The organism is Microbacterium sp. NPDC056569, assembly GCF_042793475.1.
In the GTDB taxonomy this organism is placed as follows: Bacteria; Actinomycetota; Actinomycetes; order Actinomycetales; family Microbacteriaceae; genus Microbacterium.
Genome location: NZ_JBHTUV010000001.1, coordinates 130,029 through 148,986, shown reverse-complemented (window position 1 = coordinate 148,986; position 18,958 = coordinate 130,029). Strand labels below are relative to the sequence as shown.

Sequence of the window (18,958 nt, the reverse complement as noted above, 5' to 3'; positions counted from 1 at the left end):
GGGGACTGGGATCTTCAGGTGCGGATCGACGGGGTGTGGACCACGCTCACGCAGGGGCAGTTCCACCAGCTTCCGGTCGGCACGTACGAGATCCGTGAGACGGGCGGCCCGTCGGGCTACGACTTCGTCGGCGTGACGTGCACGGCCGGCGGTGGCGGCGGTGGCGGCGGTGGCCACGACGATGACGATGACGATGACAAGAGCGACAAGAGGACCGGCGGGTCGCAGCATCCGTCCGCCGACACCGTCACGATCGTCAAGGACGCGAAGGTGGTCTGCACGTTCACGAACGATGACCGCAAGCAGCCGAAGAAGGGCGAGCTGAAGCTCGTCAAGAAGGTCGTGAACGATGACGGCGGCGATGCCGAGCCGGGGGACTGGGATCTTCAGGTGCGGATCGACGGGGTGTGGACCACGCTCACGCAGGGGCAGTTCCACCAGCTTCCGGTCGGCACGTACGAGATCCGGGAGGAGGGCGGCCCGTCGGGCTACGACCTGGTCGGGATCTCGTGCACCGCCGGTGGCGACGGCTCGACGGTGACCGTGCCGCAGGGCGGCAAGGTCACCTGCACGTTCACGAACGACGACCGGCCGAGCGATCCGACGATCGCCAAGACCTTCGACGGGCTGGCGTTCGTCGGACCTGGTCCCGTCTGGACGGTGAGCTATCTGCTGACCGTCGACAACAGCGGACAGCCGCGCGACGAGGTATACGATCTGTTCGACGTCCCCTCCTTCGCGTCGGGCGTCACCATCACGGGCAACCAGGTGGTCGACGTGACGAACGGCAACACGCCCATCGCGTGGAACGGACAGCCTGCGACGCCGATCGTGTCGGGCGCGACGATCGCGGCGGGCGCGACGCACGTCTACCGCGTCACGTTCACCGTCACCCTCTCGGAAACGACCCCTCCGGGCGAGATCGATTGCACGGGCGAGCCGGGCAACGGCTTCTTCAACACGGCGACGCTCGTGTGGGAGGGCGACGAGGCGAGCTCCGAGGACTGCGAGCCGGTTCCCGCGCAGCCCGTGTTCGACAAGGTGGCGCTCGGCGCCACTGCGGTCGACGCCGACACCTGGGCGCTCGCGTACCGGCTGTCGGTCACCAACCCGGGACCCGGCGCTGCCGACTACACCCTTGCCGACACGCTGGGGACACTCCCCACCGGCGTGACGCTCGTCGAGGCCGTCGCCGCTGCCGATCCGGCGTTCCCGGACACGCCCGCGCCGGTCGTCACCCAGTGGACGACGTTCGATCCGGTCACGCTCGCGCTCGACCGCCCGATCGGCGACGGCGTCACACACGCGTACCTCGTCACCGTGACGGTGGACGTCGCGATCCCGCAGCTGCCGGATCCGCTTCCCGCCGATTGCGCGGACATCCCCGGCACGGGCTACGTGATCCCGAACCTGGGCTCCATCGAGATCGACGGCATCGTCATCGACGACGAGGCGTGCAACGTCATTCAGCTCGTCGACCTCGGCATCATCAAGAGCCACTCGACTCTCGAAGGCGGCGCCGTCGAGCCCGAGGTGCCGTTCACCTACTACCTCGACGTGACGAACCACGGCACCGTGGACGTCACCGACGGAGTCGTCACCGACGAGATCCCGGCCGAGCTGGACGTGCTCGGCGTCACGGTCCCTGCGGGCTGGACGGACCAGTCGACCGGGAACACGGTGCTCGTCGCGGACGTGAGCCTGGCGGTCGGCCAGACGCGCCGCATCAGCGTTCAGGTGTCGCTGCCGCAGCCACCCGCGCAGGTGCCGCCCGTCGTCGGGCCCGGTGAGGAGCCGCCGCCGTTCGAGCCCGACTTCATCGGCGACCTCGTCAACGAGGCGTGCGTGGCTGCGCCGAACGACGGCAATCCGGAGAACGACTGCAGCACCGACACCGTGCCGGTCGACGAACTGATCGCCGACATCTTCGTCACGTGTCTGAACGACATCGCCTACCTCAACTACAGTGTGGCGACGAGCCCGAGCCTGGCCGGCCAGCCCATCAGCCTCACGTGGGCTCCTGACACCCAGGTTCCGTCCCCGGAGCCGCCGAACGTGCAGCGCACGCTGACCGCGGGGGACTCCGGCACGATCCTCTGGCCGGGTGGCCGGCTGGCGCCGAACGACGTGAGCATCCAGTGGCCGGGCTACCGCCCGCTCACGATCGACGACTACGACCCGGCGACCGGGGCGCTGCTCGTGGATCCGAGCCTCGTCTACAACGGCATGGTGCTCGACACGTCCTACCCGACGTACCCGTGGCGGCTCTCGTCGACGGTCACGATCTCGGTGAACCCCACGATGACGATCCAGACGGCGTACCCCCCGGCGACCGTCAACTGCGAAGTGCCGCGCTCCGCCGATCTCATCATCGACAAGACCGCGGACGTGCAGACGACCGCGCCCGGCGCGTCCTTCCACTACGGGCTGGAGGTCACCAACCTCGCCGTCGACTCGGTCGCAGAGCCGGTCGTGGTCACCGACGTCATCCCGGCGGACATCCGGGTCGACGCCATCACGACGAGCGAGACGGCGTTCCCGAGGTGGCGAGACTGCGCGGTGTCGGGAACGAGCGCCGGCGGCTTCGGCGGCACGCTCGAGTGCACGCTGCTGGGTCCGCTCGCGATGGGCACCTCCGCACCGCTGATCACCCTGGGTGTGACCGTGCGTGACACCACGACGGCTCGCTCGATCACGAACACCGGCGAGGTGTGCTGGGGGCCGGCCACGAACGGGCTGCCGTTCCAGGCGTGTGACGACGACTCCGTCACAGTGACGCTGTCGGACCTGCCGGCGACGGGTGGCGAGGTGCCATCGGGCGTGATCGCCCTGGCCGTCGCAGCGATCCTGACCGGTCTGCTGACGGTGCTGCACACCGCGATGCGGCGCCGGCGCGGCACCGCGCAGCTGCCCGACTGAGCGTGCGACGGGAGGACGGGGCCGCGCATCCGTCCTCCCGCCGGCGGGCATCCTGGGAAGGCGCCGAGCATACCCGCGTCGCGACACGCCCGAGTTTGCGACACGCCCGGGCTGCACGTAGACTAGTGAGGTTCCACATTCCGACGCCCCTCTTGGCGCGCGTCGGATCACTGCCAGGGCAGTGCATAGGCAGCGCAGACGCGCAGGGTCCTAGGCCGCGGGCAGCAGAACCACCACATCACGAATCCACCTTGAGCGGAGCTTTGCTTCGCGCGCGGGGGAGGACGGATGCCGGGAGGCGGCGCTTCGGCGCGGCACCCGGATTGACAGCAGAACAGCGGTGCAGCACGCACTGCGTAAGCGGTGCAGAAGTGCCATGGCGCTTTGCGCCACGTGCGTCCAATGCCACAGGGGTATGACGCGAGAAAGAGAGTGAGCAGACAATGGCGGGACAGAAGATCCGCATTCGCCTGAAGTCGTACGACCACGAGGTCATCGACTCGTCGGCGCGCAAGATCGTCGACACCGTGACCCGTGCGGGCGCGACGGTCGTGGGCCCCGTGCCCCTTCCGACGGAGAAGAACGTGATCGCCGTGATCCGTTCTCCCCACAAGTACAAGGACAGCCGCGAGCACTTCGAGATGCGCACCCACAAGCGTCTGATCGACATCATCGATCCGACGCCCAAGGCTGTCGACTCGCTCATGCGCCTCGACCTTCCGGCCGATGTCAACATCGAGATCAAGCTCTGAGGTTCGACATGGCTGACATCAACAACAAGATTTCCAAGGGCCTGCTCGGCACCAAGCTCGGCATGACCCAGGTCTGGGATGAGAACGGCAAGCTCGTTCCCGTCACCGTCATCGAGATCGCGCCGAACGTGGTCACCCAGGTTCGCACGCCCGAGAAGGACGGCTACAAGGCCGTTCAGATCGCCTACGGCCAGATCGACCCCCGCAAGGTGAACCAGCCCCTCACGGCCCACTTCGAGGCCGCGGGTGTCACCCCGCGCCGTCACCTCACCGAGATCCGCACCGCGGACGCCGCTGACTACTCACTCGGTCAGGAGCTCACGGTGGACGGTACGTTCGAGGCCGGCCAGCTGGTCGACGTCGTCGGCACCAGCAAGGGCAAGGGCACCGCGGGTGTCATGAAGCGCCACAACTTCAAGGGTGTCTCCGCCTCGCACGGTGCGCACCGCAACCACCGCAAGCCCGGTTCGATCGGCGCCTCGTCGACCCCGAGCCGCGTCTTCAAGGGCATGCGCATGGCCGGCCGTATGGGTGGCGAGCGCGTGACCGTCCTCAACCTCAAGGTGCACGCCATCGACGCCGAGAAGGGTCTGCTGCTCGTCAAGGGCGCCGTCCCCGGTGCTCGCGGCCGCATCGTCTACGTCCGCAACGCAGTGAAGGGTGCCTGATCTCATGGCTGACTCGACTCTCGCGCTCGACGTCGTGAAGGCAGACGGCACGGCGGCTGGATCGGTCCAGCTCCCCGCCGCTCTGTTCGACGTCAAGACGAACATCCCGCTCATCCACCAGGTCGTCGTCGCGCAGCTCGCGGCGGCTCGCCAGGGCACCCACTCGACCAAGCGTCGCGGTGAGGTCTCGGGCGCCGGCCGCAAGCCCTTCAAGCAGAAGGGCACGGGTAACGCCCGCCAGGGCTCGATCCGCGCGCCGCACATGACCGGTGGTGGCATCGTCCACGGTCCGAAGCCGCGCGACTACTCGCAGCGCACCCCCAAGAAGATGATCGCGGCCGCCCTGCTGGGCGCGCTCAGCGACCGCGCTCGCGGCGAGCGTCTCCACGTCGTGGAGTCGTTCGGCATCGAGGGTGCTCCGTCGACCAAGGCCGCCGCCGCGGTCCTGACCGGTCTCGGCGCCACCAAGAACGTGCTCGTGGTCGTGGACCGCTCGGACGACATCAGCGTCCTCAGCGTCCGCAACATCTCGTTCGCGCACGTGCTGCCGGCCGACCAGCTCAACGCCTACGACGTGCTCGTCTCGGACGACATCGTCTTCACCAAGGCCGCCTACGACGCGTTCGTCGCGTCCAAGAGCGCCGCCACCGAGGAGGTCTCGGCATGACCGGCATCAACAAGGACCCGCGCGACATCATCCTCAAGCCGGTCGTTTCGGAGAAGAGCTACGGGCTCATCGACGAGGGCAAGTACACCTTCCTCGTCGACCCCCGCGCCTCGAAGACCGAGATCAAGCTCGCGATCGAGAAGATCTTCGGCGTCAAGGTCGCAGCGGTCAACACGCTCAACCGCACGGGTAAGGCCCGTCGCACCCGCTTCGGCACCGGCAAGCGCAAGGACACCAAGCGCGCCATCGTGACCCTGAAGTCGGGCACCATCGACATCTTCACGGCAGTCGGCTGACGGTCGGGACAGAGGACTAGAGAACTATGGCTATTCGCAAGTACAAGCCCACGACCCCGGGTCGCCGCGGCTCGTCGGTGGCCGACTTCGCCGAGATCACCCGATCGACGCCTGAGAAGTCGCTCCTCCGCCCGCTCAGCAAGACCGGTGGCCGCAACAACCAGGGCCGCATCACCACGCGTCACATCGGTGGTGGCCACAAGCGTCAGTACCGCGTCATCGACTTCCGTCGCAACGACAAGGACGGCATCAACGCCAAGGTCGCGCACATCGAGTACGACCCCAACCGCACCGCGCGCATCGCGCTCCTGCACTACTTCGACGGCGAGAAGCGCTACATCATCGCGCCGAACAAGCTGTCGCAGGGCGACATCGTCGAGTCGGGTCCCTCGGCCGACATCAAGCCGGGCAACAACCTGCCGCTGAAGAACATCCCCACCGGTACCGTGATCCACGCGATCGAGCTCCGCCCCGGCGGCGGCGCGAAGCTGGCCCGCTCGGCCGGTGCGTCGGTTCGCCTCGTGGCGAAGGACGGCCCCTACGCTCAGCTGCGTCTGCCCTCGGGCGAGATCCGCAACGTCGACGCGCGCTGCCGCGCGACCGTCGGCGAGGTCGGCAACGCCGAGCAGTCGAACATCAACTGGGGCAAGGCCGGCCGCAACCGCTGGAAGGGCATCCGCCCGACCGTCCGCGGTGTCGCCATGAACCCGGTCGACCACCCGCACGGTGGTGGTGAGGGTAAGACCTCCGGTGGTCGTCACCCGGTTTCGCCGTGGGGTCAGGCCGAAGGCCGCACCCGTCACGCGAACAAGGAAAGCGACAAGTACATCGTCCGTCGTCGCAACGCCGGCAAGAAGCGGAAGTAGGAGTAGAGGAAGATGCCTCGCAGCCTTAAGAAGGGCCCCTTCGTCGACGAGCACCTGCTTCGCAAGGTCGTCGTCCAGAACGAAGCCGGCACCAAGAACGTCATCAAGACCTGGTCGCGCCGTTCGATGATCATCCCGGCCATGCTGGGTCACACCATCGCCGTGCACGACGGACGCAAGCACATCCCCGTGTTCGTGTCCGAGACCATGGTCGGCCACAAGCTGGGCGAGTTCGCGCCCACCCGCACCTTCCGCGGCCACGTGAAGGACGACAAGAAGGGCCGCCGCCGCTGACGCGGGGGCAGAGGAGAGAGAAATGGTGGAGTCCATCGCACGCGTGCGACACATCCGCGTGACCCCTCAGAAGGCTCGTCGTGTCGTTGCGCTCATCAAGGGCAAGCAGGCTGAGGAGGCCCTGGCCATCCTCAAGTTCGCACCGCAGGGTGCGAGCGAGCCGATCTACAAGCTCGTCGCCGCCGCGATCGCGAACGCTCGCGTCAAGGCGGACAAGGACGGCGAGTACCTGGACGAGCAGGACCTGTACGTGAAGAACGCGTACGTCGACGAGGGCACGACGCTCAAGCGTTTCCAGCCCCGCGCGCAGGGTCGTGCCTTCCAGATCAAGAAGCGCACCAGCCACATCACCGTCGTGCTCTCGACCCCCGAGGTCGCGGAGACGGCGCCGGCTGCCAAGAGCAAGAAGGCGAGCAAGTAATGGGACAGAAGGTCCACCCGTACGGCTTCCGCCTCGGCATCACGACCGACCACGTGTCGCGTTGGTTCTCGGACTCGACGAAGCCCGGCCAGCGTTACGCCGACTACGTCGCCGAGGACATCCGCATCCGCAAGCTCCTGCAGACCCAGCTCGACCGGGCCGGCGTGAGCAACATCGAGATCGAGCGCACCCGTGACCGCGTTCGCGTCGACATCCACACCGCCCGTCCGGGCATCGTGATCGGTCGCCGCGGCGCCGAGGCCGAGCGCATCCGCGCCGACCTCGAGAAGCTCACCGGCAAGCAGATCCAGCTGAACATCCTCGAGGTCAAGAACCCCGAGGCCGACGCGCAGCTCGTCGCGCAGGGCATCGCCGAGCAGCTCACCGCTCGCGTGGCGTTCCGCCGCGCGATGCGCAAGGGCCTGCAGGGCGCGCAGCGCGCCGGCGCCAAGGGCGTCCGCATCCAGGTCTCCGGCCGCCTCGGCGGCGCCGAGATGAGCCGCTCGGAGTTCTACCGCGAGGGTCGTGTGCCGCTGCACACGCTGCGCGCGAACATCGACTACGGCTTCTACGAGGCGAAGACCACCTTCGGTCGCATCGGCGTGAAGGTCTGGATCTACAAGGGCGACCTGACCAACAAGGAGCTCGCTCGCGAGCAGGCGAACGCGCCGAAGTCGGACCGTCGTCGTGACGATCGTCGTGGCGGCCCGCGTGGCGACCGCGGCGAGCGTGGCGGCGACCGCCGCAACGAGGCCCCCGTGGCAGAAGGAGCGTCGGCGTAATGCTCATCCCCCGCAAGGTCAAGTACCGCAAGCAGCACCACCCCGGCCGCTCGGGCCAGGCCACCGGTGGCACCAAGGTGTCGTTCGGTGAGTTCGGCATCCAGGCCCTCACGCCCGCTTACGTGACGAACCGTCAGATCGAGTCCGCTCGTATCGCGATGACCCGTCACATCAAGCGTGGCGGCAAGGTGTGGATCAACATCTACCCCGACCGTCCGCTCACGAAGAAGCCGGCCGAGACCCGCATGGGTTCCGGTAAGGGTTCGCCCGAGTGGTGGGTCGCAAACGTCAAGCCGGGTCGCGTCCTCTTCGAGGTCGCCGGCGTCAACGAGGAACTCGCTCGTGAGGCCCTGACCCGTGCCATCCACAAGCTGCCGCTCAAGGCACGCATCATCAAGCGCGAGGAGGGCGACGCGTAATGGCGATCGGCACCAAGACGCTCGCCCCGAGCGAGCTCGACACGTTCGAAGACCAGCGCCTCGTCGAGGAGCTGCGCAAGGCCAAGGAAGAGCTGTTCAACCTGCGCTTCCAGTCGGCCACCGGCCAGCTCGAGAGCCACGGCCGCATCCGTGCGGTCAAGCGCGACATCGCGCGGCTCTACACCGTGATCCGCGAGCGCGAGCTCGGCATCCGTGCCACGCCCGCGCCGCTGGAGACCGCGACGAAGGCGAAGAAGACGAAGGCCAAGAAGTCGGATGAGACTTCCGAGGCCGCGAAGGAAGAGGCCGAGTGATGGCTGACAAGAAGCAGGCCGCTGAGGTCGAGCACGGCGAGCACGACGTTCGCGACGCCGACGCCCGCGGTTACCGCAAGGCCCGCCGTGGCTACGTCGTCAGCGACAAGATGGACAAGACCATCGTCGTCGAGGTCGAGGACCGCGTGAAGCACCCGCTCTACGGCAAGGTCATCCGCCGCACCTCCAAGGTGAAGGCGCACGACGAGACCAACTCCGCCGGCATCGGCGACCTCGTCCTCATCAACGAGACCCGCCCGCTGAGCGCCACCAAGCGCTGGCGTCTGGTCGAGATCCTGGAGAAGGCCAAGTGATTCAGAACGAGTCCCGCCTCAAGGTCGCCGACAACACGGGCGCCAAGGAGCTGCTCACCATCCGCGTCCTCGGTGGCTCGAACCGCCGTTACGCGGGTCTCGGTGACATCATCGTGGCCACCGTCAAGGACGCGATCCCGGGCGGCAACGTCAAGAAGGGCGACGTGGTCAAGGCCGTCGTCGTCCGCACCGTCAAGCAGACCCGTCGTGCCGACGGTTCGTACATCAAGTTCGACGAGAACGCCGCCGTCATCCTGAAGAACGACGGGGAGCCCCGCGGCACCCGCATCTTCGGCCCGGTCGGTCGTGAGCTTCGCGACAAGAAGTTCATGAAGATCGTCTCGCTCGCACCGGAGGTGATCTGACCACATGGCCAAGATCAAGAAGGGTGACCTGGTTCAGGTCATCACGGGCAAGAAGCAGGACAAGGGCGGCGACCGCGGCAAGCAGGGCAAGGTCCTCGAGGTCCTCGCCGAGCAGAACCGCGTCATCGTCGAGGGCGTGAACTACGTCACGAAGCACAACCGTGTCGGTCAGTCGCAGCGCGGCACCAAGACGGGCGGCATCGAGACGATGGAAGCCCCCATCCACATCTCCAACGTCCAGGTCGTCGACCCCTCGACCAAGAAGCCGACCCGTGTCGGCCACCGTGTCGAGGAGCAGACCAAGGACGGCGTGAAGCGCACCGTCCGCGTGCGCTACGCGAAGAAGTCAGGCAAGGACCTCTGAACATGAGCACCACCACTGCCGTGGAGGCTGGCAAGATCCAGCCCCGCCTGAAGCAGAAGTACAACGCCGAGATCAAGAAGGCTCTGCAGGACGAGTTCGGCTACGAGAACGTCATGCAGATCCCCGGCCTGGTCAAGGTCGTCGTGAACACCGGTGTCGGCGAGGCAGCTCGCGACAGCAAGGTGATCGATGGCGCGGTCGACGACCTCACCAAGATCACCGGTCAGAAGCCGGTCGTGACCAAGGCCCGCAAGTCCATCGCGCAGTTCAAGCTGCGTGAGGGCCAGGCCATCGGCGCGCACGTCACCCTCCGTGGCGACCGCGCGTGGGAGTTCATCGACCGCCTCGTCAACCTGGCGCTGCCCCGCATCCGCGATTTCCGCGGCCTCTCGGGCGCCCAGTTCGACGGTCACGGCAACTACACCTTCGGTCTCCAGGAGCAGTCCGTGTTCCACGAGATCAACCAGGACAAGATCGACCGCGTCCGCGGCTTCGACATCACCATCGTGACGACGGCGAAGACGGACGCCGAGGGCCGCGCACTCCTGCGCGCCCTGGGCTTCCCGTTCAAGTCGGACGACGCGCAGGCGTAATTCCTGAACGGATGCTGCGGCCGGCGCGCGAGCGGCGGTCGCAGCATCCGATCCCACAACTGAACATCACCGTCATGGAAGGTCGTCTGGCGTGTAACGGCAGCCGATACCTCGTGAACAAAGGAATCAAGAAATGACAATGACAGACCCGGTCGCAGACATGCTGACCCGTCTGCGCAACGCGAACTCGGCGCACCACGACTCCGTGTCGCTGCCGAGCTCCAAGCTCAAGACCCACATCGCCGAGATCCTCAAGCAGGAGGGCTACATCTCCGCGTGGGAGGTCAGCGACGCCCGCGTCGGCTCGACCCTCACGCTGACGCTCAAGTACGGCCCGAACCGCGAGCGGTCGATCGCCGGCATCAAGCGCGTCTCGAAGCCCGGCCTCCGCGTGTACGCGAAGTCGACCGAGATCCCTCGCGTCCTCGGCGGCCTCGGCGTCGCGATCCTGTCCACCTCCTCCGGTCTCCTCACGGACCGTCAGGCAGAGCAGAAGGGCGTGGGTGGGGAAGTCCTCGCCTACGTGTGGTGATCTGACATGTCGCGTATCGGTCGTCTTCCGATCGACATCCCCGCCGGCGTGACCGTTTCGGTCGATGGCCAGGATGTCGCCGTCAAGGGCCCCAAGGGCGAGCTCGTGCTCACCGTGGCCCGTCCCATCGAAGTCAAGGTCGAGGACAGCCAGGTCGTCGTGACCCGTCCCGACGACGAGCGCGCTTCGCGTTCGCTCCACGGCCTGACCCGCACGCTCATCAACAACAACATCATCGGTGTCACCCAGGGCTACACCAAGGGTCTCGAGGTCGTCGGCACGGGTTACCGCGTCGCGCAGAAGGGCACGGCGGTCGAGTTCGCTCTCGGCTTCTCGCACCCCGTCCTCGTCGAGGCGCCCGAGGGCATCACGCTGACCGTCGAGGGCAACAACAAGCTCACGGTCGCGGGCATCGACAAGCAGGCCGTCGGCGAGGCCGCGGCCAACATCCGCAAGATCCGCAAGCCCGAGCCGTACAAGGGCAAGGGTGTGCGCTACGCCGGCGAGGTCGTTCGGCGCAAGGCCGGAAAGGCTGGTAAGTAACCATGGCTGTGAAGTCGAAGTCCGACGCGCGCGCGCGTCGTCACGCCCGCCTTCGCAAGAAGGTCGTCGGCACCACCGAGCGTCCCCGCCTGGTCGTCACGCGTTCGTCGCGTCACGTGTTCGTGCAGCTCGTCGACGACAGCAAGGGCCACACCGTGGCCTCCGCTTCGACGCTCGAGACCGACCTGCGTGCGTCCGACGCTGACAAGACCGCCAAGGCCCGCAAGGTCGGCGAGCTGCTCGCCGAGCGCGCGAAGGCCGCCGGCGTCTCGGACGTCGTGTTCGACCGTGGCGGCAACCGCTACGCCGGCCGTGTCGCGGCGATCGCCGACGGCGCCCGCGAGGGAGGTCTGAACCTGTGAGTGACAACAAGGAGAACATCGTGACCGAGCAGGCTGCTGCCGAGGCCCAGGCCCCGGCTGCGGACGCGCCCGCCGAGCGGGAGCGCGAGCCGCGCCGCGGTGGTCGTGAGCGCAACCAGACCCGCGGTGACCGCGGTGGCCGCGACCGCAGCGAGAGCCAGTTCCTCGAGCGCGTCGTCACCATCAACCGCGTGTCCAAGGTCGTCAAGGGTGGTCGTCGCTTCAGCTTCACCGCGCTCGTCGTCGTCGGCGACGGCAACGGTGTGGTGGGCGTCGGCTACGGCAAGGCCCGTGAGGTGCCCCTGGCGATCTCGAAGGGTGTCGAAGAGGCCAAGCGGAACTTCTTCCGCGTGCCCCGCGTCGGCTCGACGATCCCGCACCCGGTGCAGGGTGAGGCGGCCGCCGGTGTGGTGCTGCTGCGCCCCGCCGCCGCCGGTACCGGTGTCATCGCCGGTGGCCCGGTGCGTGCTGTCCTCGAGTGCGCCGGCATCCACGACGTGCTGTCGAAGTCGCTCGGCTCGTCGAACACGATCAACATCGTCCACGCGACGGTGGAGGCCCTGAAGCAGCTCGAGGAGCCCCGTGCGGTCGCCGCGCGTCGCGGTCTCGACTTCGACCAGGTCGCCCCCGCCCGTCTCGTCCGTGCCGAGGCTGAGGCCGCGGCCGCTGCGAAGGCAGGTGTCTGATGGCTGCGCGCCTGAAGGTTACGCAGGTCAAGTCCAAGGTGAGCGAGAAGCAGAACCAGCGTGACACGCTGCGTTCGCTCGGTCTGAAGCGGATCGGCGACTCGGTCGTCCGTCCCGACGACGCGCAGACGCGCGGTTACGTCCGGACCGTCGCGCACCTCGTGAAGGTTGAGGAGATCGACTGATGGCTGAGAAGAACGACGCCGTCGAGGCCGAGAAGGCCCCGAAGAAGGCTGCCGCTCCCAAGGCTGCTGCTGAGAAGAAGGCCCCCGCGAAGGCGGCCGCCGCCAAGGCCGACAAGGCTGAGAAGGCGCCCGCCAAGAAGGCCGCCGCTAAGAAGGACGTCGCTAAGAAGGACGCCCCGGCCTCGCGCCCGGGCGTGCTCAAGGTGCACCACCTCCGCCCGGTCCCCGGCTCGAACACCGCCAAGACCCGCGTGGGTCGCGGTGAGGGGTCGAAGGGCAAGACGGCGGGTCGCGGTACCAAGGGTACGAAGGCCCGCTACCAGGTCAAGGTCGGCTTCGAGGGTGGGCAGATGCCGCTGCACATGCGCACCCCGAAGCTCCGCGGGTTCAAGAACCCGTTCCGCGTGGAGTACCAGGTCGTGAACCTGGACAAGCTCGCGGAGCTGTACCCGGCCGGTGGCGACGTCACCATCGGCGACCTGGTCGCCAAGGGTGCAGTGCGCAAGAACGAGAAGGTCAAGGTGCTCGGCACCGGCGACATCTCGGTGAAGCTCAACGTGTCGGTCGACAAGGTCTCGGCTTCCGCCGAGCAGAAGATCGTCGCCGCGGGCGGCGCCGTCAAGTAATACGCGCACAGTGGGGGTCGGAGCTTGCTCCGGCCCCCACTGGGTTACCCTGGACGTCGGTACGTCTGCGTGCCGATGCCCCCCTCTGGAGGAATCCTCTTGTTCAGCGCCATCGCGCGGATCTTCCGCACTCCCGACCTTCGTCGGAAGATCGCATTCACCCTGGCGATCATCGCCCTGTACCGCTTCGGCGCGCACGTGCCTGCGCCGTTCGTCGACTTCCCGAACGTGCAGTCGTGTCTGCGGCAGTCCGCGGGCACCGAGGGTCTGCTCTCGCTGGTGAACCTGTTCTCCGGCGGCGCCCTCCTGCAGCTGTCGATCTTCGCCCTCGGCGTCATGCCGTACATCACGGCGACGATCATCGTGCAGCTGCTCCGCGTGGTCATCCCGCACTTCGAGACCCTCTACAAGGAGGGTCAGTCGGGTCAGGCGAGGCTGACGCAGTACACCCGCTACCTCACGATCGCGCTGGCGCTGCTGCAGTCGACGACGCTCGTCACCGTCGCGCGCAGCGGCCAGCTCTTCGGGACCACCGGTGTTCCCGAGTGCGAGGAGCTTCTCACCAACACCATCTGGTGGGCGCAGCTGCTCATGATCATCACGATGACCGCCGGCACCGGCCTCATCATGTGGTTCGCCGAGCTCGTCACCGAGCGCGGCATCGGCAACGGCATGTCGCTGCTGATCTTCACGTCGATCGCCGCGGCCTTCCCCGCCTCGATGTGGGCCATCTGGCAGTCGCGCGGCTTCGAGGTCTTCCTCCTCGTGCTCGCCGTCGGAATCGTCGTCGTCGCGCTCGTCGTCTTCGTCGAGCAGTCTCAGCGGCGCATCCCGGTGCAGTACGCCAAGCGCATGGTCGGTCGCCGCACCTACGGCGGCACGAACACGTACATCCCGATCAAGGTCAACATGGCCGGCGTCGTGCCCGTCATCTTCGCCTCGTCGCTGCTGTACATCCCGGCGCTCATCGCGCAGTTCAACCAGCCCCAGGTGGGCCAGGACGTCCCGGCCTGGGTCGAGTGGATCCAGCTGTACCTGGTGCGCGGCGACCACCCGCTGTACATGGCGCTGTACTTCCTGCTCATCGTGGGCTTCACGTACTTCTACGTCGCGATCACGTTCAACCCGGTCGAGGTCGCCGACAACATGAAGAAGTACGGCGGCTTCATCCCCGGCATCCGTGCCGGTCGCCCCACGGCCGAGTACCTCGACTACGTGCTCACGCGCATCACCCTCCCGGGCTCGATCTACCTCGGTCTGATCGCGCTCCTGCCGCTCATCGCCCTCGCGACGGTCGGCGCCAACCAGAACTTCCCGTTCGGCGGCGCCTCGATCCTCATCATCGTCGGCGTCGGTCTCGAGACGGTGAAGCAGATCGACGCGCAGCTCCAGCAGCGCCACTACGAAGGGCTCCTCCGATGACGCGACTCCTGATCGTCGGCCCGCAGGGCTCCGGCAAGGGCACCCAGGGCATCCGCATCGCCGAGGCGTTCGGCGTCCCGGCCATCTCGACGGGCGACGTCTTCCGCGCCGCGGTCGCCGACGGCTCCGAGCTCGGCAGCCAGGTGAAGGCGATCATCGAGGCGGGCGACCTGGTCTCCGACGAGCTGACGAGCGCGGTGGTCCGCGAACGCCTCTCGCAGGCCGACGCCGAGGGCGGGTTCCTGCTCGACGGCTATCCCCGGAACGTCGCCCAGGTGATGCACCTCGAGGAGTTCCTCGAGGGCCGCGAGGAGGAGCTCGACGCCGTCATCCTGCTCGACGTGCCGCGCGATGAGAGCATCTCGCGCATCTCGCTGCGCGCGCAGGAGCAGGGGCGCACCGACGACACCGAAGAGGTCATCGCGAACCGTCTCGCGATCTACGAGCGCGAGACCGCGCCGATCGTCGGCGTGTACGAGACGCGCGACATCGTCGACCGCGTCGACGGCGTGGGCACCCTCGACGAGATCACCGAGCGGATCATCTCCGCCCTCGAGGCGCGCGGGCTCGTCCGCGTCCCCGTCGCCTGATCCCGTGTCGCTCCGCCGCTCGATCTACAAGTCGCCTGCCCAGCTGCGGGCGATGGTGGAGCCCGGCCTGATCACGGCCGCGGCGCTCGACGCCGCTCGCGGCCTGATCGCACCGGGTGTGACGACGGCGGAACTGGATGCCGCAGCATCCGCTCTCATCACCGCCCGAGGTGCGAAGTCGAACTTCCAGATGGTGCGCGGGTACCGCCACACCATCTGCGCCTCGGTCAACGAGGAGGTCGTGCACGGCATCCCGGGCGACCGCGTGCTCGCCCCGGGCGACATCCTGTCGGTCGACGCCGGCGCCGAGTACAAGGGCTGGAACGGCGACTCCGCTTTCACGTTCGTCCTGCCCGACGACGCGCGGCCCGAGGTGGTCGCGGCGCGTCAGCACCTGTCCGACGTGACCGAGGGGTCGCTGTGGGCCGGCATCGCCGCGCTCGCGACGGCGAAGCACATCGGCGAGGTCGGCACCGCCATCCAGGCGCATATCGAGGCGAACTCGCCCGCGTCCGGGACGTACGGGATCCTGCGCGAGTACGTCGGGCACGGCATCGGCCGCAAGATGCACGAGTCGCCGTCGGTGTTCAACTATCGCGTCCCGGATCCGGGGCCCGAGGTGCGTCCCGGCCTCGTGCTCGCCATCGAGCCCATGGTGGTGATCGGCGACCAGGCCACGTTCGTCGAGGACGACGGATGGACGGTCTCCACGATCGACGGCACCGCCGGCTCCCACTGGGAGCACAGCGTCGCCGTCCACGAAGACGGAATCTGGGTGCTCACGGCACCCGACGGCGGTGCCGCGGGCCTTGCGCCCTTCGGCGTGACCCCACGCGAGATCGCCTAGGAGGCTCGACATGGCACAGGCAGCACGCAAGACCAACTGGTTCGCGATCTGGGTGACGGTGGGCGTCGTGATCGCACTCGTGCTCGTCACGGTGCTCGTGGTGACCCTGAACAACGCGGCGACCCCCCAGCCGCTGCCGACCGAGGTCAACACCCCGTCGGCGTCGAACATCGACGCCGAGACGGGCGCGATCCTCGTCGGCGACGGCGAGGATCGTCTCGACACCTACATCGACTTCATGTGCCCCGTCTGCAACCAGTTCGAGCAGATGTACGGCGCGGAGATCGAGGGGATGGTCGACGACGGCAGCATCACGCTCGGCATCCACCCGATCTCGATCCTCGACCGCCAGTCGAACGGAACCCAGTTCTCGACGCGCGCCGCCAGCGCCGCCTACTGCGTGGCCGCCGCCGACCCCGATGCGTCGCTGCCGTTCCTGCAGGCGATGTTCGAGAACCAGCCGTCCGAGGGATCGAGCGGCCTGACCAACGGCGAGATCCTCGACATCGCCTCCGGCGTGGGAGTGACGGGCATCGACGCGTGCGTCAACGACGGCACGTACGCCGGCTACGTCGCCGCGATGACGGAGGAGACCCCGATCCAGCCCGGTTCCCAGGGCATCGGCACCCCGACGATCGCCGTCAACGGCCAGGTCATCGCGAACTCGCAGCTGCCCCCGGCCGGCTCCCTCGCGACGCTCTTCGAGTAAGCCTCGGACGAAACGGATGCCGCGGCCCGCAGCATCCGGTCGCCCCCGCCCTCCGACCCTTCCCGCCGTACCGGCTCGCCGCTACGCTTCGGGGAGAGAGGGGGGTGCGGTGAGCGGAACGGGGCGCAGGTCGCTGCGCGGAACGGCGTTGCTCGCGGTCGTCGGCATCGCCGCGGCCGCCGCGCTCACGGGTTGGACGGCGGTGGTCGTCGCGGATCCCGCGGCGGCGGAACTGGGAGAGTGCCCCGACGGCACGATCCCGGGGCCGGGCAACACGAACCCGATCTGGACGGACGACAACGTCGCGATCTACGCGGGGCAGGACTTCCGGGCCGAGGCCGGCGCTGCCGAGGCCGAGGGGCTCGTGATCGTTCAGGGCGACGCCGACTTCACGAAGGCCCCGGGCGGCACGTTCAACGTCGGCTGGGTGGGCGTCGGATCGGGGGTGGTGCCCACTCCCGGGGAGACGATGCTCGCGGTCGGCGGCAACGTGTCGGTGGGAACGGGCACCGTGCTGGACGTCGGCGCCAACGCCCGCAACGCAGCGGGCGAACTCGTCGGCGGCAACGTCGATGTGGGCGGCATCACGAGACCCGACTACGAGACCGACGGCTCGCGCTACCGGCTCAACAACGGTGCCCTGCAGCAGGAGCTCGGCGGGGCGGCCATCGCACCGTGGGCGACGTGGGGTGCCGACATCTCGGCGGCGTCGACGACGTACGCCGGACTGGCACCGACGGGGACGGTGACCGCGGCGTTCACCCGGATCGACGTCGTCGGTGACGGGGTGGCGACGCAGCAGGTCTTCACCGTCGCGTCCGAGGACCTCGCGGCGAACCCCGAGATCCACTTCGACGGCATCCCCGAGGGCGCGTCCGTCGTGATCAACGTGACAGGTTCCGGCGCGGTGACGTGGGCGCCGTACTATTTCGGCGACAACGGCGTCCGCGTCGACGACCCCGCCTCCCCGAACTTCGGCACCGTCGCCCAGCGCACGCTCTGGAACTTCGTCGCCGCGACATCGGTGCACGTCGCCGGGTCGTCGCAGGTCCTCGGCTCGATCCTCGTGCCCGCCGCCGATCCCACCCCGGACCAGCCCGCGCTCCGTGTGACGGCGAGCACGAACGGCCGTCTCTACACGAACGGCACGATCGTCATGGACGGCGTGGGGAACGAGCACCACAACTACCCGTGGATCGACCCGCCCTTCGACTGCATCCCTGAGCCCATCGTCCCGCTGGCCACCGGCTCGGTGAGGATCGCGAAGGACATCTCGCCCGAGGACGCCGCGTTCCTCCCTGACGGCGTGCTGTTCCACGGCATCGTCACCTGCCAGGTGCCGGAAGACGGTGGCGAAGTCGTGGCGGAGTGGTACGTGGCACCCGGCGAGTCGGTCTCGGTGGATGGCTTGCCGGTCGGAGCCTCGTGCGAGATCCAGGAGTCGCTCGGCGTGGGGTCGCGGGCGGTCGCGCCGTTCCCCGTCGTCGGTCCGGTGCTCGCTCCGACCTACTTCCTGTGGCAGACGCCGGTATGGGATCCGTCTCCGCCGGAGTTCGTCGTGCCGGAGCCGGACGACCCCGTCCAGTTCACCTTCACCGTCACCAATGCGCTCGCGCGCGGTGCGTTCACGATCGGGAAGTCGGTGGAGGGCGAGGGCGCGCCGGACGCGACGTTCACCGGCGTCTGGTCATGCACGCTCGCCGGCGAGATCGTCGGCGCCGGCGACTGGTCCCTGTCGGCGGGCGAGACGACGGCTCCGATCGAAGCGCTCGTCGGCGCTGTCTGCACGATCGCCGAGACGACACCGGTCGCGCCCGACGGGGGCAGCTGGGCCGCGCCCGTCATCGAGCCGGCATCTGTGACCATCACCGCGGCCTCCGCACAGGCGCCGCTGACGTTCCAGGTCACCAACACCTTCGTCCTGGATCCCCTCCTCGGCGGGTTCGACATCGTCAAGGTCGTGGACGACCCCGGCGGCGTGGGCTTCGCCGACTCCTTCAGCGGCACCTGGTCGTGCACGGCCGAGGGCAGCGAGGTCGCCGGCGGCTCGTGGGCCGCGACGACCGCTCAGCCCTACGCGGTGGACGACATCGCCGTAGGCGCGACGTGCAGCGTGACCGAGCACGCGCCGCCCGATCCGGCCGGCGGGGCGTGGGGCGCCTTCGAGATCACGCCGGCGAGCTTCGTCATCGAGGACGCCGAGACCCGGGTCACGGTCACGGTGACCAACACGCTCGCAGCCGACCGACCCGCGACCGGCGGCGGTGGCTCGCTCCCCGCCACCGGTACGACGGTCCCGTGGTGGGCGATCGGCGCGGGCAGCGTCCTTCTCATCGTGGGAGCCGCGGTCGTCGCGGTCGCGATGCGTGCTCGCCGGCGTTCCTGAGTGCGAGCCGTGACGGCGCCGCAGCCATTTGCCGAG

26 protein-coding genes are annotated in these 18,958 nt (G+C 68.2%); all 26 read left to right on the top strand.

What is annotated here, in order from left to right; all coding sequences use genetic code 11:
- On the top strand, nt 1–2,919 hold a 2,919-nt coding region (locus ACFQ7C_RS00660; protein ID WP_378896552.1), incomplete at its 5' end, for a hypothetical protein.
- A 443-nt stretch (nt 2,920–3,362) separates the two neighbouring features.
- A complete protein-coding gene (gene rpsJ / locus ACFQ7C_RS00655) occupies nt 3,363–3,671 on the top strand; it encodes a 30S ribosomal protein S10 (protein WP_018171443.1) in 309 nt (102 codons plus the stop codon).
- Nucleotides 3,672–3,679: 8 nt separating this feature from the next.
- A complete protein-coding gene (rplC, locus tag ACFQ7C_RS00650; RefSeq protein WP_378896549.1) occupies nt 3,680–4,339 on the top strand; it encodes a 50S ribosomal protein L3 in 660 nt (219 codons plus the stop codon).
- 4 nt (nt 4,340–4,343) lie between these two features.
- Complete coding sequence (gene rplD / locus ACFQ7C_RS00645) at nt 4,344–5,006, top strand: 50S ribosomal protein L4 (protein WP_378896546.1); 663 nt, start codon at nt 4,344–4,346, stop codon at nt 5,004–5,006.
- Nucleotides 5,003–5,302, top strand: a complete 300-nt coding sequence (rplW, locus tag ACFQ7C_RS00640; RefSeq protein WP_159846879.1) for a 50S ribosomal protein L23 — start codon at nt 5,003–5,005, stop codon at nt 5,300–5,302. The genes rplD and rplW overlap by 4 nt, the downstream gene beginning before the upstream one ends.
- Before the next feature lie 26 nt (nt 5,303–5,328).
- Entirely contained in the window at nt 5,329–6,168 is an 840-nt protein-coding gene (rplB, locus tag ACFQ7C_RS00635) for a 50S ribosomal protein L2 (RefSeq protein WP_045301487.1), read from the top strand.
- Nucleotides 6,169–6,180: 12 nt separating this feature from the next.
- Nucleotides 6,181–6,462 (top strand): 30S ribosomal protein S19, encoded by a 282-nt coding sequence (rpsS, locus tag ACFQ7C_RS00630; protein WP_045275479.1) that lies wholly within the window; start codon nt 6,181–6,183, stop codon nt 6,460–6,462.
- A 22-nt stretch (nt 6,463–6,484) separates the two neighbouring features.
- Nucleotides 6,485–6,883 carry a 50S ribosomal protein L22 gene (gene rplV / locus ACFQ7C_RS00625; protein ID WP_045301488.1) on the top strand — a complete coding sequence of 133 codons (399 nt, stop codon included), beginning with the start codon at nt 6,485–6,487 and terminating at the stop codon, nt 6,881–6,883.
- A complete protein-coding gene (gene rpsC, locus ACFQ7C_RS00620) occupies nt 6,883–7,665 on the top strand; it encodes a 30S ribosomal protein S3 (RefSeq protein ID WP_045301490.1) in 783 nt (260 codons plus the stop codon). Before rplV ends, rpsC begins: the two co-directional genes overlap by 1 nt.
- Entirely contained in the window at nt 7,665–8,084 is a 420-nt protein-coding gene (gene rplP, locus ACFQ7C_RS00615) for a 50S ribosomal protein L16 (protein ID WP_018171451.1), read from the top strand. The genes rpsC and rplP overlap by 1 nt, the downstream gene beginning before the upstream one ends.
- Nucleotides 8,084–8,398, top strand: coding sequence for a 50S ribosomal protein L29 (rpmC, locus tag ACFQ7C_RS00610; RefSeq protein WP_116194492.1), 315 nt, complete (start codon nt 8,084–8,086; stop codon nt 8,396–8,398). The genes rplP and rpmC overlap by 1 nt, the downstream gene beginning before the upstream one ends.
- Nucleotides 8,398–8,712 (top strand): 30S ribosomal protein S17, encoded by a 315-nt coding sequence (gene rpsQ, locus ACFQ7C_RS00605; protein WP_056371390.1) that lies wholly within the window; start codon nt 8,398–8,400, stop codon nt 8,710–8,712. The genes rpmC and rpsQ overlap by 1 nt, the downstream gene beginning before the upstream one ends.
- Complete coding sequence (gene rplN / locus ACFQ7C_RS00600) at nt 8,709–9,077, top strand: 50S ribosomal protein L14 (RefSeq protein ID WP_045301495.1); 369 nt, start codon at nt 8,709–8,711, stop codon at nt 9,075–9,077. Before rpsQ ends, rplN begins: the two co-directional genes overlap by 4 nt.
- Before the next feature lie 4 nt (nt 9,078–9,081).
- Nucleotides 9,082–9,441, top strand: a complete 360-nt coding sequence (gene rplX, locus ACFQ7C_RS00595) for a 50S ribosomal protein L24 (protein WP_159846873.1) — start codon at nt 9,082–9,084, stop codon at nt 9,439–9,441.
- Nucleotides 9,442–9,443: 2 nt separating this feature from the next.
- Nucleotides 9,444–10,034, top strand: coding sequence for a 50S ribosomal protein L5 (gene rplE / locus ACFQ7C_RS00590; protein ID WP_045301499.1), 591 nt, complete (start codon nt 9,444–9,446; stop codon nt 10,032–10,034).
- A gap of 133 nt (nt 10,035–10,167) precedes the next feature.
- Nucleotides 10,168–10,566, top strand: a complete 399-nt coding sequence (rpsH, locus tag ACFQ7C_RS00585; protein WP_045301501.1) for a 30S ribosomal protein S8 — start codon at nt 10,168–10,170, stop codon at nt 10,564–10,566.
- A 6-nt stretch (nt 10,567–10,572) separates the two neighbouring features.
- Nucleotides 10,573–11,109: a 50S ribosomal protein L6 gene (gene rplF, locus ACFQ7C_RS00580; protein ID WP_116194489.1), complete on the top strand. Its 537-nt coding sequence runs from the start codon at nt 10,573–10,575 to the stop codon at nt 11,107–11,109.
- A gap of 2 nt (nt 11,110–11,111) precedes the next feature.
- Complete coding sequence (gene rplR / locus ACFQ7C_RS00575) at nt 11,112–11,471, top strand: 50S ribosomal protein L18 (RefSeq protein ID WP_045301506.1); 360 nt, start codon at nt 11,112–11,114, stop codon at nt 11,469–11,471.
- Between the two features lie 20 nt (nt 11,472–11,491).
- A complete protein-coding gene (rpsE, locus tag ACFQ7C_RS00570; RefSeq protein WP_378896538.1) occupies nt 11,492–12,157 on the top strand; it encodes a 30S ribosomal protein S5 in 666 nt (221 codons plus the stop codon).
- Nucleotides 12,157–12,342 carry a 50S ribosomal protein L30 gene (rpmD, locus tag ACFQ7C_RS00565; RefSeq protein ID WP_018171461.1) on the top strand — a complete coding sequence of 62 codons (186 nt, stop codon included), beginning with the start codon at nt 12,157–12,159 and terminating at the stop codon, nt 12,340–12,342. The genes rpsE and rpmD overlap by 1 nt, the downstream gene beginning before the upstream one ends.
- Nucleotides 12,342–12,968: a 50S ribosomal protein L15 gene (gene rplO / locus ACFQ7C_RS00560; protein ID WP_378896535.1), complete on the top strand. Its 627-nt coding sequence runs from the start codon at nt 12,342–12,344 to the stop codon at nt 12,966–12,968. Before rpmD ends, rplO begins: the two co-directional genes overlap by 1 nt.
- Nucleotides 12,969–13,067: 99 nt before the next feature.
- On the top strand, nt 13,068–14,390 hold the full coding sequence (gene secY / locus ACFQ7C_RS00555; RefSeq protein ID WP_378896532.1) for a preprotein translocase subunit SecY: 1,323 nt from the start codon (nt 13,068–13,070) through the stop codon (nt 14,388–14,390).
- A complete protein-coding gene (locus tag ACFQ7C_RS00550; protein WP_378896529.1) occupies nt 14,387–14,980 on the top strand; it encodes an adenylate kinase in 594 nt (197 codons plus the stop codon). The genes secY and ACFQ7C_RS00550 overlap by 4 nt, the downstream gene beginning before the upstream one ends.
- A 4-nt stretch (nt 14,981–14,984) precedes the next feature.
- Entirely contained in the window at nt 14,985–15,827 is an 843-nt protein-coding gene (map, locus tag ACFQ7C_RS00545; protein WP_378896526.1) for a type I methionyl aminopeptidase, read from the top strand.
- 10 nt (nt 15,828–15,837) lie between these two features.
- Nucleotides 15,838–16,536 (top strand): DsbA family protein, encoded by a 699-nt coding sequence (locus ACFQ7C_RS00540; protein ID WP_378896524.1) that lies wholly within the window; start codon nt 15,838–15,840, stop codon nt 16,534–16,536.
- Between the two features lie 109 nt (nt 16,537–16,645).
- Nucleotides 16,646–18,922 carry a choice-of-anchor A family protein gene (locus ACFQ7C_RS00535; RefSeq protein WP_378896521.1) on the top strand — a complete coding sequence of 759 codons (2,277 nt, stop codon included), beginning with the start codon at nt 16,646–16,648 and terminating at the stop codon, nt 18,920–18,922.
- Nucleotides 18,923–18,958 lie beyond the last annotated feature (36 nt).